Consider the following 14074-nt stretch of genomic DNA (forward strand, 5'->3'; position numbering starts at 1 on the left):
GGCCAGAAAGACTGGCCGTTTTGTCTAACCGATTGATCTGTCAGTCAATTAAAAGTCATATCTTGCTGCAACGCTGAATGTATCGGAGTTGAAGTCGGTCTTGGTGAGATAGCTGTAGTTTGCACCAACGGTAACCGCACCAATGCTGTACTTCGCGCCCAAGCCAAACTCGTAGCTGTCACGAGCAGTGGAAGCACCGGAGGTGACGAACGGGGAGCCGCCCAGAAGGAAGGTACTCGTGGTGTTCGCTTTGTCACCGATGAAGTCGTGGTATGCCATTGCGGTAGCTTCAGGCTTGAAGGTGCCGTTCATGAAGGCGAAGTCCTTCGCCACACGAACACCGGCGCCGAATTCACCGACTTCAATGCGCTGGCCACCAACGTTAAGAGCAGCGCTCGAGTTCTTCTCGGTGTAGCCATCGATCTTCACGTTTGCGTAACGAAGAGCGGCGCGAGGCTCGACAACAAAGCCGTTTTCGAAGCCGAAACCGTAGCCAGCCAGGACATTGGCACCGAACAGGTCGCTGTCGTAATCGCCCTTGGCTTGGGTGCCGGCAACGTCACGCTTACTGCTGTTGTCGTTCTTGCCTGCAGTAACGCTGGCGTCGACGAAAGCCGGGCCATTGGTCCAGCTGCCGTATGCGGTCAGAGCGTGCATATCAACTTCGGTCTGGTTGAACTGGCTGTTCACATCCGACTTGATGTAGCTGTACGCGACACCCAATGTCAGGTCAGTTGTCAGCTTGCCGTCGGCACCGACCACGATACCGCTGCTGTACGCGTTGTAGCCAGAGATGCCATCACGAGTACCCTGGTCGGCATCGGAGTAGAGGCCTTTGACCCAAACACCGGTCTCCTGCAGGACGTCGCCCGACGATTTGCCTCGGACTTCGGAGTTGCGCTCATTCAGTGCCTTGGAAACCAAAGTCTGGCCGCCCAGAGCAGCCTGAGTTGCACCGCCGCTTACATCTGGGGACAGCTGTTCGGCCAATCGAGCCAATTCCTTTGCATCAGCGTTTGCGAAAGCGATGAAGACCGGGTCATTGGCGTCAAGCTGACCAATGACAGAGTCCGCGAAAGGAACAATCGCGCGGCCGGCGTTGCCGGTCGCACCGAGGCCGCGAATAATCTCGGATACGGTTGGACCCGCCTGGCCCGTCACGGTGGCAGTCACGGTTTCTTCATCGACCTTGAAGCCAGTGATGTTGAGCAGCGCAGAGTTGCTCACTACCGTCAGACCGCCGTCATCGATGAAGCCAGCCTTCACCAGCGTGTAGGTTTTGCCTTCACGAGTACCCTTGAAGTCGTCTGGAGTCGCAGTTACGCCAATCTTGCTGCCTTTTTCGAAGGACGCGACGCCATCAACGTTCACCAGCGGAGTTGTAGTGCTGGTCAAATCGCTAACGCGGACCTGCAAACTACCGGCCGCAGCGACCGACAGATCGCCCGTCAAATTGGTCGACGAGGAGGCTGTGTACAAGGTCCCGCTTTTTACATCAACCAGGAGAGCTTCGATCTCGTTGCCATTGAAGGTGCCGTTACCAGCAACCTGCATCAGGGTTAGACCCTCGATGTCGCCAGTGATGGTGCCAGCGGTCCATTCCAGTTTGGTTTGGAAGTTACCGTCGATGGACTTGTCGCCACCGATGATGCTGCCGCCGTTCTGGTGGATAACGAAAAGGTTACTTGGGTTGTCGTCACCGCCTTTGGCCGTATTTTGGGTCAGGCTTTCGACTTTGATAGCGGTTCCGGTGGCGGAGATTTCACCAGTGTTTACTACGCCGTTGGTGGCTACGTGGGAAGTCGGGTTGGTCGAGTCCTGAAAGCGAACAGCAACAGAATCTTCGCCCGTGACCGCAATGGTGCCGGTGTTATTGACGGCGTTGTACATCATGTCTTTGATCAGCACGCCGGATGCGTTGGCGCCACTTGCTTCTAGTCGGCCTTGGTTGACCACGTCACGGCTGAACTCGATGCCATTCAGGCTGATCGCAGCGGATTCGTCGCCGGTCACACTGATTACGCCCTTGTTGATGACGTCCTTCGCGATGCTGCCGCGAATGGCTGCGTCGGGGGAGGAAAATGCGTAGATACCCTTCGCGCCGCGGCCAGTCACGGACAGCTTGCCGGTGTTGACGACGTCACCGCCCAGCTGTGTATTGCCCAGTTCGATTGCACGAGGAGTGTCAGCGTCGATTGTGTTGTCGAGGCCGTTGATGGTCATGTTGCCGTTGTTCACGACGCTGCCGGCAATGTTTGCGCCGTCGGTAATGATGCCGACTGGAGCGATGCCGCTCAGGGTAAAAGCACCGTTGTTGGTGAGGGTACCGCCAACGGTGGTTTTGAGTGGGTCACCACCTTCGGTGGAGTCCAGATCCAGGCCATCAACGAAATTACCCTGAGCAGTTACATTCGCGTTGTTGGTCAGGTCGCCGCTGATGAACACACCTTCAAATCCGGTTCCGTCCTGGCCCGGAGCCCGGTTGGCATCTCCCACCAGCGTTACGTTCCCGACTTGTAGACGAGTGAACGAAACCTCGTTGAGGCCACTTACGTCCTGGCTCAGGTTTAGTGCCGGGACAGCGAATGCGCTAGCGGTGGCTGCTGTTACGGCAACGGCCAGAATGGTTTTGCTCAGGGTGTGTTTCATCAAGTTTGAATCCTTGCAATTTTTGGGGGATTCGGCGACCTGATGGGATATCTCATGGCTTCAGGTACCGATGGCGAGAAAGAGCATAACGACCAAAATCGAAACGACCAGCCAAAATGGTGTTTCCAAAACGAATTTTCTCGCAAACGTAGGGGACATCGATTTTTGTTATAAAACAAAGGCCCGCAGCCATTTACCACACTACCGTTCGTCAGTAAACATGCACAGCGAGGAACTTTTTAGCGTTCATTCCCAAAGATTGGATACGTGACGCTGTTCACAGACACTAGTGGCACGGTACTATCTCACCCGAAGCCAATAAATTGGCTCATAAAGTTTGACGTGCTGGGAATTATCTCGCCGTCAGACACACGTGTAGAGGGGGAGACTTGGTCTCTCTGCCAGTAGATAAGGCACTGACGGCCGGGGGATTCCCCTTGCTATGCGCTAGGGGTGGGTTCGAATCCGATTTGAGGATTCGGCCTCCCATCCCTACCATGCCTGCTACATGGCCAGAGTCCGGTTTAGGACAACCCCCTCGCTAACATATGTAGGGGGTGAGCAATGAGCAACCAGGTACTGGATCTTAATCCGAAGCTGTCCGAGCGGGCGAAAGCCGCTGATGACGCAGCTCTGAATGACTTTCATGGCAAGGTCCTCGACCTAGCGAAGACGTTCTCCATAAAAGAGGCAGCGCGGCTCCTGCGCATCAGCACTGGCGGGCTCCGTATTCATGCTGAAAAGCACGGCGTGACCTTCTTTGACCGTACCAAGCGTACGCAGCTTGAAACGCGCCAAGCCAAGAAGCTCTGGGATCACTACATGATCCATTACGAGTTGCGCCAGGTGCAGGCCCCTGCCCGTCCGGTCCAGCCTGGCGACTTAAAAATAACCCCCAAGCTTGAAGCCGATGGCCGCAAGGCACTCTGGCAAGGTCAGAACGTGTTCTACGAGCGCGCGTGTGAACTCGCCGAGGTGTTTACCCTTGTCGAAGCATCAAAAATCCTGAAGGTTACGCACCGGTTTCTTAAAACCTTCGCCTACAACGAGCAGATTGTGTTTGTTGGCGAACCATCGCTTGACGTACAGAACGAGTTCCACCGCCGTGCAGTCGAGGTCGCAGAGGTACAGCCGATCATCGAAGCAGCTAAGGTTCTGAACGTCACATCTCGTTTCCTTCTCACGTACGTCAAGCACTGGGGAATCCCGTTTTTTGGCGAAGACTCCACTTCCTCGCAGTTGGATGCAGATAGTTTTGACGAACAGCCCTATCTTCTTGATGCCACCAGTCTTGATGACGATGACACAGACGATATCGATTCCCGTCTCTTCACTAAACCTCCAGTAACCAAACCCTATTTCGAACGTCAGGCGCCGGCCTACGGCACCTCATACACGTCGTTCTGATTGTTTGGCAATTTCCTTGGAATTGGGGAGCGTGCCGTTAGGTTGAGCTCCTCCATGCCAAAACGGAGGAATCATCATGGATGTAGCTGCTGGAGTTGTAAGAGACAATAACGTAGGCGATATCCCAGACCGGTTGCTCGAGGAGCCCTCAGCTGGGAGTGGCGTGGTACCCAAAGGCGGAAAACCGGGACGAATTCACTACATCGTTCCACCGGCTTACCGAAACGCGACGAACTGCCAGGCCGCATGGTCCCTCTGGTATGGGTCTACCAAAGCTGTTACGGACGTCGCCGATAAACTCATGCGGCTCCGTAGCTCAGAACTTAATGGAGTGCGAGGCATGGCCTCGTGCGGCTTACCAAAGCGTACGAGCGCGCCTCCGGCTCACGTCCTTGTCGCATTTCTCGGTGTCTTGGAACATCGCGAAATTGTAGAACGAGTGATGGGCGACGATTTTCAGCGAGTTGATATAGGCAGCCGGCTGGACTTCAATCTGGGTCACGTACTCGGGAACGACGCCCGTGACAAGCTTCGAGCGATGGCCCTGGGCTCCCCCGCTGCTGAGTTAGTAAAAACAATTGTTCAGCATTTTCCGATCCTGACTTCGCTGTTCCAGGCCGGCGCGTTCTATCGTGAGTTCGCGCTGCCTCTCCTGTATATGGGCTCGTTGCAGGAACGGCTGAGCGACACCGCGGTAAAGCTATCGCAGCCCGACCGACTTCGAATCGAGATGGCCATCACCGTATTGGTTATGGAACTGCCTGATCCGTTCAGCTCAGTTCTACTCGGAACCAGCGAACAGCTGGTGAACATGTTGCCAGAGCGTGCGATGCAAAGGGCAGCGGTAGTAGCAAAGGTGGGTCGTGATCTTGACGCCCTCCAGCCGCTCAGTGAGCAGATGGACATGGACAGCTTCGCCGACATAATTCGGGAGGTTCATCTCTTCGGTCACAATTCCGTGTCGCAGGCCAAACGCGTGCCCCGTCTGCTGGATATGGCGGAATCTCACGCCTTGGCGCTGCGCTCAGGAGAGAATCTAGTTGGAATCGTATACAGCCAATTCTGCTCTGAATTCGCGCTGCCTCAATGGGCGATTGCAATTGATGCAATGGTCCAACACGCGAGTGCCATGGAGCTACCATTTGATCACAAAACCTTTCAGCGCGACTTGATAGGACGCGCCATCGTTCAGCCGAAAGGACAAACAGAAGACGCCATTCAGCTGCTCCGCTCGCTGATCACGGCCACCTACTCTAGGTTGGACCCTGCAGCTTTCCTACAGCGCGCGGACAAGCAGCTTGCCAAGGTGCGCGAACTTGAGCTTCAGATCGCCACTCTGGGTGCGAACCTCACTGTTACCGCAATGGCTAAGATCGGGGCGCTCGCCGAGGCGGGTGGTGCGGAAATTAAAGCGAATCGGGGCTGGTTCAAAGATGAGCTAGAAAACCTACTCCCGGTGGTCCGGGCATGGCAGAGTTTCTACGCTGAGTGGGACCGACTACACCGGAAGGTACCAGGTGTTGCGGCCAAATCGCCTGCGTCTCTATCCGTGGTTGAGAAGCTACCGGTCCAGCGCCATGCGACCGCTGTTGTACCGCAGGACGTCCAACACATACAGGCCGAATTGGAGTCGGCTCACGCGACGATTGAGCAGAACGCAACGGCGCTTATGGAGCTGCGGACTGAGAACTTCAACCTGCGCAGCGTCAATGAGACTCTTACTTTAGCGAATCGCCGGCCTGAGTGCCTCGCGGTGAGCATGGACTTGATGCGCCGTATTGCTATCCGTGAAGCCATTACCCCGACCGACGTTCTGCTGTTCGTTGAGGCAACATCGGAGGGCCGCGTAGTTGTCCTGGACTCGGCGTGGAAGTCGGCGAAAGAAGCAGCGACGTTTCAAAGCTCGGCTCGTATGCTTGAAGTCATCAGCGCAATGGTCTTTGGATACTACGACTCCATCATGAGTGGTAATCCTGATGCGACCGCGCGCGCCCTACTGGGCAAGAGCTACTCTGCGAACGAGTCTGAGAACACCAGCTCCAACGGTAAGTTACGTGCGCTGCGCGAGTTCCATTACCTCGGCCGTCCGCACTACTTCGAACGCCACTTAAAGGTAGGTAACGGTTCTGGCCTTGAAGGGATGCGTGTGCATTTTGACATCATCGATGGCAAGGTAGTGATTGCATACGCCGGTCCACATCTAGAGGTCTGGTCCAGCAACTAGCAATCCTCTGAAGGACGGCCGTCGTCTCCATTGCGTTTGGATAGTGGCGACGGCTTCGTCGTTGGGACTGCTGGAGCTCTGCGGGACGCCTTCTTCACCGCTACCTCTATCGATCGATGTGAGGTACCCCTCTTCTCGCTCCTCCTGCTTGGCGCTTTGGCGGTCATAGATGGTTTTTCACGGACGTGTGATGGCGATCGCTTAGCCTCACTGCGTGCTGCTAAGTCGGATCTACGTTTGGCCTGTTTAGCTTTCTTACGGGTGATGTGGTTCCCTCTTCCTTTGTATTCAAGGAAGAGAGGCAGCACCTCTTGGGCTCGCACCAACGCGATGTAATTTTTATAGATCAGGCGAGGTTCTTTGGCCATCCGCATCGGACCCAAAACCAATACCTTCCGGTCGTGCTCCAGGACTTTCCCCTGAAGCGTGAGCCCAGAATCTAGGTAGATGGTGATGAGTGATTCGTTTCGCTGACAGTAGTCCAGGAACCTATCCTGCTCGTTGGTGGAGCGGTCGTACTCAGGTATAAACGGTCGATCCATGTTCTGATTCGTCATGCGGCCATCCTGGTCGCGATTATCTAAAAGGATCGGTCATAGTAGACGTCCACTGAACGCTATTGCACCAGTTTACAATGAAAGTGATGGCATAATAGTGTGAAGCTGCACTTAGACACGCTATCGGTCTGAAATTCAGTGAAAACTCAAAAAAACGAGAGTTTGGATTTTCAGTGGGAGTGATTTTTGAGATTTAGGTCGGCGCTCGGAGGGAGCAGGATTCCAAAATGCCACCCTCGGTTTCGCAGCGGCCCTGCTGCAGAATTTGGCGCAACTCTGCTAAAACTATAGCTAATTTTAGCACGAGGCCCAGTGGGCAACGATGCAAGGAACTCTCTAACGTATCGCCGGTTAAAAGCCCTGGCCTGGCCTCCCGTAGCCATTCGATTGGACGCCACATCGCATCACAAAACGACCTCCAGGTATCGAGCTCTGCGCCCGACGCGCCAAACACGTTCAACGATCGACGACGCCCACACGTAGTCAGGATTGGTGCGCGATTCAAAGAATAATCAAACGGACATTTTGCTTGGGCGGGTTGTTCGTTTGACTGACGGCAACACGGATTAGTCATACGCGAAAACGCGTGACTTCAGCCATCGCTCACCGCGCAAATGCCGCATTAGATAAGCCACTTACCCTCCGATAGCGCTACCAAAAGTGACCGACTATAACGCGCTAGGGTGGGAGCTTCCCTTGGTAAATCTGCAGCAAAAAAAAGTGGCCGCATGTGGCGGCCACTTTCGTCAGTTGAGCTAGAACCCTCAGCTAAGGCTATAAGGGTGCTTTACAAATCTGCCAGACGCTCCTCTCTTGGTTTTTACCAGACATTCCATACACCACAAATTCGCCGACCGTGTATGTGTAGCCGTTGTACTGCACACTTCCGCCCCACTTTTCGTATTTGGCGGCACTACCTTGTGTGGCAATCCCTGTGGCGCCTTGGTCGTACAGCGACCAACTCCCGTTGTTATTGTTCTGCGACCAGCCAATGATAGGAGAGCTGACCGTCGATCCTTGAGTGACCATACAGACAGGAGCCGGTGGTTTAGGCGGTTGAGGCGGAGGAAGCGTACCAACGGCACCCTGACTTTGAGTTATCACAATCGTCTGATAGAGGGGAATAGGACCGCCGACGTTTACAATCTGGCCAGTGACCGCGCTCTGTTGCCGATTCTGCTGGTAGGCGATTTGGTTCTGATTACAGTTTTGGTACTGTGTAAAAAATGCCCCCTGGGCGACCGTTGAGGCAGCTGGCGACCATCCAGTGCAGCTATAGGGGGCGCCGGTGTTAGCCCATGCTGTGTAGGTCGGCCCGATGGCCAGCCATTTATCAGTGAACGGGACGTACAAGGAGCCAGAGCCCTCAGAAGTGGCACCCGTCACTGAGGCTCCGCCAATCGTGCTCGATGAGGTCAGCGTTACGAACGCTTGTCCATTGACGTCGGTGGCGGATTGCGGAGCGCCCAGGGCTCCGTCTGTTGTGCTCCAATTTAGAGTGGTGCCGGAGCCGACGTTGCCCCCGTAATAGTCGGTTACCGTGGCGGTGATCGTAGTGGTTTCCCCTGTAGCTGCGAGGGCTGCAGGAGCTGCGGTCAAAACAACGGTCAGCCCCATTTCACAGGAACGCCAACCAGCGTTTGCATTATCACATACCACCTTTTGCCATCCGGACGCGTTCGACGACGTCCGAATTGGCTGCCAGCCAGCGTTCGCAGTCGGTACGAACGCCAACAGGATCGGGGCCGCAAGAAGGGATACGATCGGTGCCACAAAGCGTTTCAGCCTGACCAGGCTGTGCATCTTTCCAGCGTCCGCGGCGGCCGAGGCGTCATGTTGGCCATCGCTCGGTTCGCCGCGGAACATCTCCTCGAGGTTGAGCAGATCTTTAATTCGCGAAACGAGCGTGCGCCGACTATTCAGTGCTCGGCCATTGATGTGCATTTCGTATCTCATACAGGAATCCGGCCCATGGTAGAAAAACTCCCTCATAGTTCCACTACCTACTGTGCAGGGCAAACCAAAACGGGTCGTCCGAATTCACGCGTGTTAGCTTGCCGTTCAGAGCCTCCCGGAACCCTTCCTAGAGACCACGATCCGGATACACCCTCTCACTGCCGAACAGGTCAGGCTGCGCGCAGTGGGGGGCTTATTTGTTAAGAACAAGAACCGATTGAGATTGGATGATGATTCCAGTCGTAAACGAAGCCTACGTGGTTCCGGTATCCCAACCGCATCGCTACGAAGCACAACACAACTCCCTCAGAGGGTTGTCGATCGAATGAGAGTAGAAACTACGCCAAGTCCCACCAGCTGACACGACCGGCCGGTGGAGTGAGGACACTCTGGCCACTGCAAATGACGTGAACAGCGGCTATTCTCAATGCCCTAGGGCATACCCGCAGGAGTGTCCTGCCTGGCTCGTATCTAGCGTGAGCTACACCTTCGAGGGTCATTCTATGGCTATAGAACCGTTCATCCTCAAATCCGTTCAGCGCGCTCAGCAGTGGGTTGACCTGTGCTCGAAGGGAATGGAGATCGCGCGTGACGAGGCAGCCTCAATGTTGGCCAACTTGTGCGGGTTCGGAAGCTGGGATCTGATGATTTTTGCGATGGAATCGTTACCACCGTCCCGGGTCGATGAGGACGTCGACGAGAAGCTAGCAAATGAACGGACCAGAAACTACGCGAAGATACTGGTATCGCGTTGTGGACTGGACCCAGGGGAAGCGCTGTATCTGTTAGGCGCACTTCCCCCATCATCTAATCGCCGCTACGAGGCATTCCAACATGGAGACGCCATCACGCTACACAGCGACCAACTAAGAGCGTTTGAGGATTTTGCGCATGACGTTGCAGAAAGTGATTTAGGGGAGGAGACAGACGAGGAAATTGCCTCCGAATTTTGGGTTCCTCCAGATCCTGAGAAGGTAAGCGTCGCGCTGCAACTGTGCGGGTTCGTTGAAGAGGAACCTTGGATCGCCATCTTTAGCGAGCTTGGGTGGGACTTTAGAGCGTTCAGCGAATATCAAACCAACCTCGGCGAGGCATCGTTCGTAATCCACGACGCTGATCTTGGAGAAATACCTGTATACCTAACGCCGACAGCTCCCGAGCCACGAAACGATCCTCAAAATTCCGAGGATCGGGCTCAGATACTCCAGCGCCAGGCTTGCGTGGGAGATTTCATCACTGAATGGAAGGTCACCAGTCGGGTAGCCCTACTGCTGTCTCGCTGGCCCTGGATTCTGAAACGTGACGGGCGCTCGTACTGCCATCTCGGCTCGGTCTACGACCGCGAACTCAACTCGTGGCACGATCTTTTATTCAGCCGTGACTGTGCGAGCGTAGGTGTGTTGCTGGCACTTAATGAACAGGTGACAGATCTGCAACTAGGCTCGCCCGCCTTAGAGGATGTTGATGGAGAGTTCTCAAAATTCGCTACCTTGTGCCTCTCGGGGGTTGGGATAGCTGACATGCTCATTGGAAGTAAACTCGATCTAGTATCTGCCTTGAACGTGGACACTGGATGGGCGATGCAGCGAATCATATTGGACGAGGACGAGGACGAGGACGATGAGGAGTAAGAAAGGATTGACCGGCGTTTGGGCCTACCTCGTACGACATGCTTGTAATTAGACCTAGAGCAGCTCCCACACAACCTCTCGCGGATTTACCGCCTGCGCACGAGGGCAGGATACTTACGTAGCGGAGCGGCGTTTCACCGAGCCCGAAGCTCCTGGGGGGGCATCCCCACTTTGCTCAGCTACTTTTGCCCGGTAGCGTAGCTTCGCCTCTGCTATTGCCGGTCGCGTCACATCACCCAGTCTCCACATGACCGCGATCAGCAGCGCCGACGCAAGGAACTGTGCCGCATTTTCACTCACTAACGCATTCCCTCTTGCGACAACTTGGTCAACAGGCGTGCCGATCATCCAAGCGTGAAAACTGCGTAGAACATCCTCATGCCCAGGGCCAATGAGTAACCCGCCAACGACGGCCCAGGAAGTTATTGCAATGAATCCAGCGACTAGATAGACAAAGGAGGCACCGACTCTTTTCAAGAATGTGGCTGTACGACCCTTTGCTCCCGTGCCACTGAAATACAGCCTCACGGCGCCGAACGCAGCTTTGGCTGACAATCTCATTTCCATACGCACTTGCTGTTTGCTCATTTTCATATCGTGCCCGCTGTCTGTGCTCTGGCGATTCGAGTTGCCCGATAGCGCCAAGAAGCCTCCCACATTAGACATTTCCGATGCAAGCCAACCCTGTGTACTTACTCATCTCATTTGTTCGGAACCGACAGCTACCGATGATCCGATCCCGGCCTTCTCAGCTGGCGCAAAGAGGTTGCCGCGTTTCGCCGGCAGCGCTAACTGCTCGGCCTGCAAGGCCTAATCTAGATTCAGCAGCGGGACAGACTTTGTTCTACTGAGACGGACTTTATTGTTTGTGGCCATAGGACCCCGGAACACATACCCCGGCCCATGTCCTCCGCCTCATAACAACATAGCCTGGCCCGCGAAAACCGTCTTTTGGTGACCTTCCTGACCCACCGCGAAGCCCTTTCAAAAGAGCCCCCGAGCTTTCGCCCTCCCCCTAAACGCACCGCCACCCAAAACCACCCCTTCCACTCATAACAACATAACTACAAGGGCTACTGACACCCTAAAATTTTCCTCCCGACACATCTCCACTGTTCAAACCTCCTTTAAAAAAGCAGCCCTACCCCGCCGGGATGGAGGTGCACGCCGCCTAGGAAAAGATGGGGAGAAAAGAAAAGAAAAACCGAAAGGAACAGCGGTTGGACAGGATGGTGGGTACGTAGTGTTTCAGTATTTTTGGAAAAATTTTCAGTATTGATTGAATTTGGCCAAAGCCTATGGGGTGGGTTAAGGCACCGCGCAAAGCGGCGTTCTAGAGCTGTAATGAAACAATAAAGATTGTCACAGTGCCCCGCGTATTCCGGGGCCTGTAGGTCATTACAACGCTAGCTCCATAAAAATAAAGTTTGTCACAAACCTCAAAATCTCCAAAAAAACGGCTCCATTGCAAACAATAAAGATTGTCACAAGGCGTTTGGGGTGTTGGCGCTGACGCCGAATTGACCCAGTGGCCGATGCCACGCTGACCCAACACCAATCGGCAATAATCCAGAACCGGTATTGACTCACAAGATAGGAGCCTGGGTCAGTGAAAATTCGGTAACCGGGTCAATCCTGCGCTGGCGATAACAGAACAGTGTTTGCCTTCTCTGGCAAGCATGCCTATTAGCCAGTCCTGAATACGGGATGTTGTTGTCGATCGGTAAAAAAACAGCCTCCACGTAACGCTCTAGCTGCCTCCTGCGGCGTCACCTGAGACTGCGTTTTCTCCAGCCAGTTTTTCAACTGTCTCAGGACCGGTAGCTTTTTGATCAACTCTTCAACCGATGACGCCGTCAGTAGGCGAGTACGTGCGTGGAGTGCGCAACTAAAGCCCTGACGCGATCCCGGATTGCATAAATCGCAACTCAGACATACCTAATTATCACTTTTTAACAGCTGTCCCCCCCCCTAATCTGCGCGCCTCTTTTAAAGATATGGAGTGCTCGGACAATGCTATTGCTCCTTGCCGTAAGAACCTGCTCGTGCAGGAGGCCGCTGTGAACGCCTTGTCCGGCGCCTTGTCCGGCGCCTTTCCGCTGCCTTCCGCCCACACGAGTATCGAGACCCCAACCAGACCTCCTGTTGCCGCTCCCGCGGCCTTCGGTGTACGCATCGCGACAGGTTTGGTGGGTGTCCTATTGGCCGTGCTGGTTTCTGGTTTCAACGAAAACGTCACCAAGTTCGCGATGCCCGACATTCGCGGTGCGCTGGGGTACAGCTATGACCAAGGCACTTGGCTGTTGTCTGTCTATGCCGCGTTTTCCGTGACCGCCATGGCTTTTGCGCCATGGTGTTCCGCTACGTTTACCCTACGTCGATTTACCCTCGCAGCGATCGGTAGCTTCATGCTCTTGGGTGTGCTGAGCCCGTTCGCCCCAAACTACGAATCAATGCTGATCCTGAGGATTCTGCAAGGTTTGGCCGGGGGTGCGTTGCCACCAATGCTGATGTCGGTGGCCCTGCGCTTCCTGCCCCCGGGCGTAAAACTGTACGGTCTTGGCAGCTATGCGCTGACGGCGACCTTCGGCCCCAGCTTCGGTTTGCCCCTTGCAGCATGGAGCGTTGAGTACCTGGGATGGCAGTACGCATTCTGGCAGATCATTCCGATGTGTCTGCTGGCAATGGGTTTCGTTGCCTGGGGTTTGCCGCAAGATCCGATGAAGCTCGAGCGCATCAAGCAATTTAACTGGCGCGGTTTACTGCTGGGAGCTCCGGCGCTCGTCATGATCGTGTTGGGGCTTGAACAAGGCCATCGTCTGGACTGGTTCAATAGTCAACTGATCCGGTTACTCATCGGCGGAGGTCTGTCACTGTTGATCCTGTTCTTCATCAATGAGTGGTCTCAGCCCCTACCATTTTTCAAGATTCAAATGCTGCGAATACGCAACCTTTCCCATGCGTTGATTACTTTGGGCGGCGTACTGTTCGTACTGCTAGGCGTGATTATCATTCCCTCAAACTTTCTGGCGGACGTTCAGGGTTATCGTCCTCTGCAAACTGCTCCGGTGCTGCTATGGGTAGCGGTTCCCCAGTTGATCGCGCTACCGCTCGTTGTTGCACTGCTTAACAACCGCATCGTCGACTGCCGGTGGGTATTGGCGATTGGTCTAGCACTCCTGGCCGTTGCCTGTGGGATCGGATCTCACCTCACACAGGCGTGGCATCGGGAAGAATTTTACCTGATGCAGATGATTCAGATCATCGCGCAACCCATGGCGGTCATTCCATTGCTGATGCTGGCCACGGGCGGGCTTCAGCCTACTGATGGACCGTTTGCCTCTGCCTGGTTCAATACCATCAAAGGGTTCGCAGCGGTCGCAGCCAGTAGCACGCTGGAAACACTCAGCATGCATCGGATGCACTTTCACTCAACGATGCTGGTTGATCGCTATGGCAACAACCCGCCTGTGACCGGTGGCGCATCCACTACTGAAATGGCGCACAGGCTTCACGAGCAGGCCATCGTACTGACCTCCTCGGACCTCTACCTCTATATGGCTGGGCTAGCGCTGCTGCTCATCGTACTGATTCCCATTATGCCGACACGTATCTTCCCGCCGCGTGCCGTCTCCTGATCAACTTGGAAA

At 54.8% G+C, this 14074-nt stretch carries 8 protein-coding genes; 4 read left to right on the forward strand and 4 right to left on the reverse strand.

The window, feature by feature from the left end; translation table 11 throughout:
• Positions 1-48 precede the first annotated feature (48 nt).
• Positions 49-2649: an autotransporter family protein gene (locus tag L9059_RS01150; RefSeq protein ID WP_247286111.1), complete on the reverse strand. Its 2601-nt coding sequence runs from the start codon at positions 2647-2649 to the stop codon at positions 49-51.
• A gap of 564 nt (positions 2650-3213) precedes the next feature.
• On the opposite strand from L9059_RS01150, the gene L9059_RS01155 reads away from it, so the two are divergent.
• Both L9059_RS01155 and L9059_RS01160 read left to right on the forward strand, forming a co-directional pair.
• Positions 3214-4056 carry a hypothetical protein gene (locus tag L9059_RS01155; RefSeq protein ID WP_247286113.1) on the forward strand — a complete coding sequence of 281 codons (843 nt, stop codon included), beginning with the start codon at positions 3214-3216 and terminating at the stop codon, positions 4054-4056.
• A 442-nt stretch (positions 4057-4498) separates the two neighbouring features.
• Positions 4499-6280 carry a hypothetical protein gene (locus tag L9059_RS01160; RefSeq protein WP_247286115.1) on the forward strand — a complete coding sequence of 594 codons (1782 nt, stop codon included), beginning with the start codon at positions 4499-4501 and terminating at the stop codon, positions 6278-6280.
• Here L9059_RS01160 and L9059_RS01165 read toward each other — a convergent pair.
• A complete protein-coding gene (locus L9059_RS01165) occupies positions 6277-6837 on the reverse strand; it encodes an RNA chaperone Hfq (RefSeq protein WP_247286116.1) in 561 nt (186 codons plus the stop codon). The genes L9059_RS01160 and L9059_RS01165 overlap by 4 nt on opposite strands.
• A 774-nt stretch (positions 6838-7611) precedes the next feature.
• Positions 7612-8781: a hypothetical protein gene (locus tag L9059_RS01170; protein WP_247286118.1), complete on the reverse strand. Its 1170-nt coding sequence runs from the start codon at positions 8779-8781 to the stop codon at positions 7612-7614.
• Positions 8782-9296: 515 nt separating this feature from the next.
• On the opposite strand from L9059_RS01170, the gene L9059_RS01175 reads away from it, so the two are divergent.
• Positions 9297-10424, forward strand: coding sequence for a hypothetical protein (locus L9059_RS01175; protein WP_247286120.1), 1128 nt, complete (start codon positions 9297-9299; stop codon positions 10422-10424).
• 114 nt (positions 10425-10538) lie between these two features.
• On the opposite strand, the gene L9059_RS01180 is transcribed toward L9059_RS01175, so the two are convergent.
• Complete coding sequence (locus tag L9059_RS01180) at positions 10539-11012, reverse strand: hypothetical protein (RefSeq protein ID WP_247286122.1); 474 nt, start codon at positions 11010-11012, stop codon at positions 10539-10541.
• Between the two features lie 1511 nt (positions 11013-12523).
• Between L9059_RS01180 and L9059_RS01190 the strand changes: the two genes are divergently transcribed.
• Positions 12524-14062, forward strand: a complete 1539-nt coding sequence (locus L9059_RS01190; RefSeq protein WP_282615300.1) for an MFS transporter — start codon at positions 12524-12526, stop codon at positions 14060-14062.
• Positions 14063-14074: the final 12 nt, after the last annotated feature.

Source organism: Pseudomonas violetae, assembly GCF_023072615.1.
GTDB lineage: Bacteria > Pseudomonadota > Gammaproteobacteria > Pseudomonadales > Pseudomonadaceae > Aquipseudomonas > Aquipseudomonas violetae.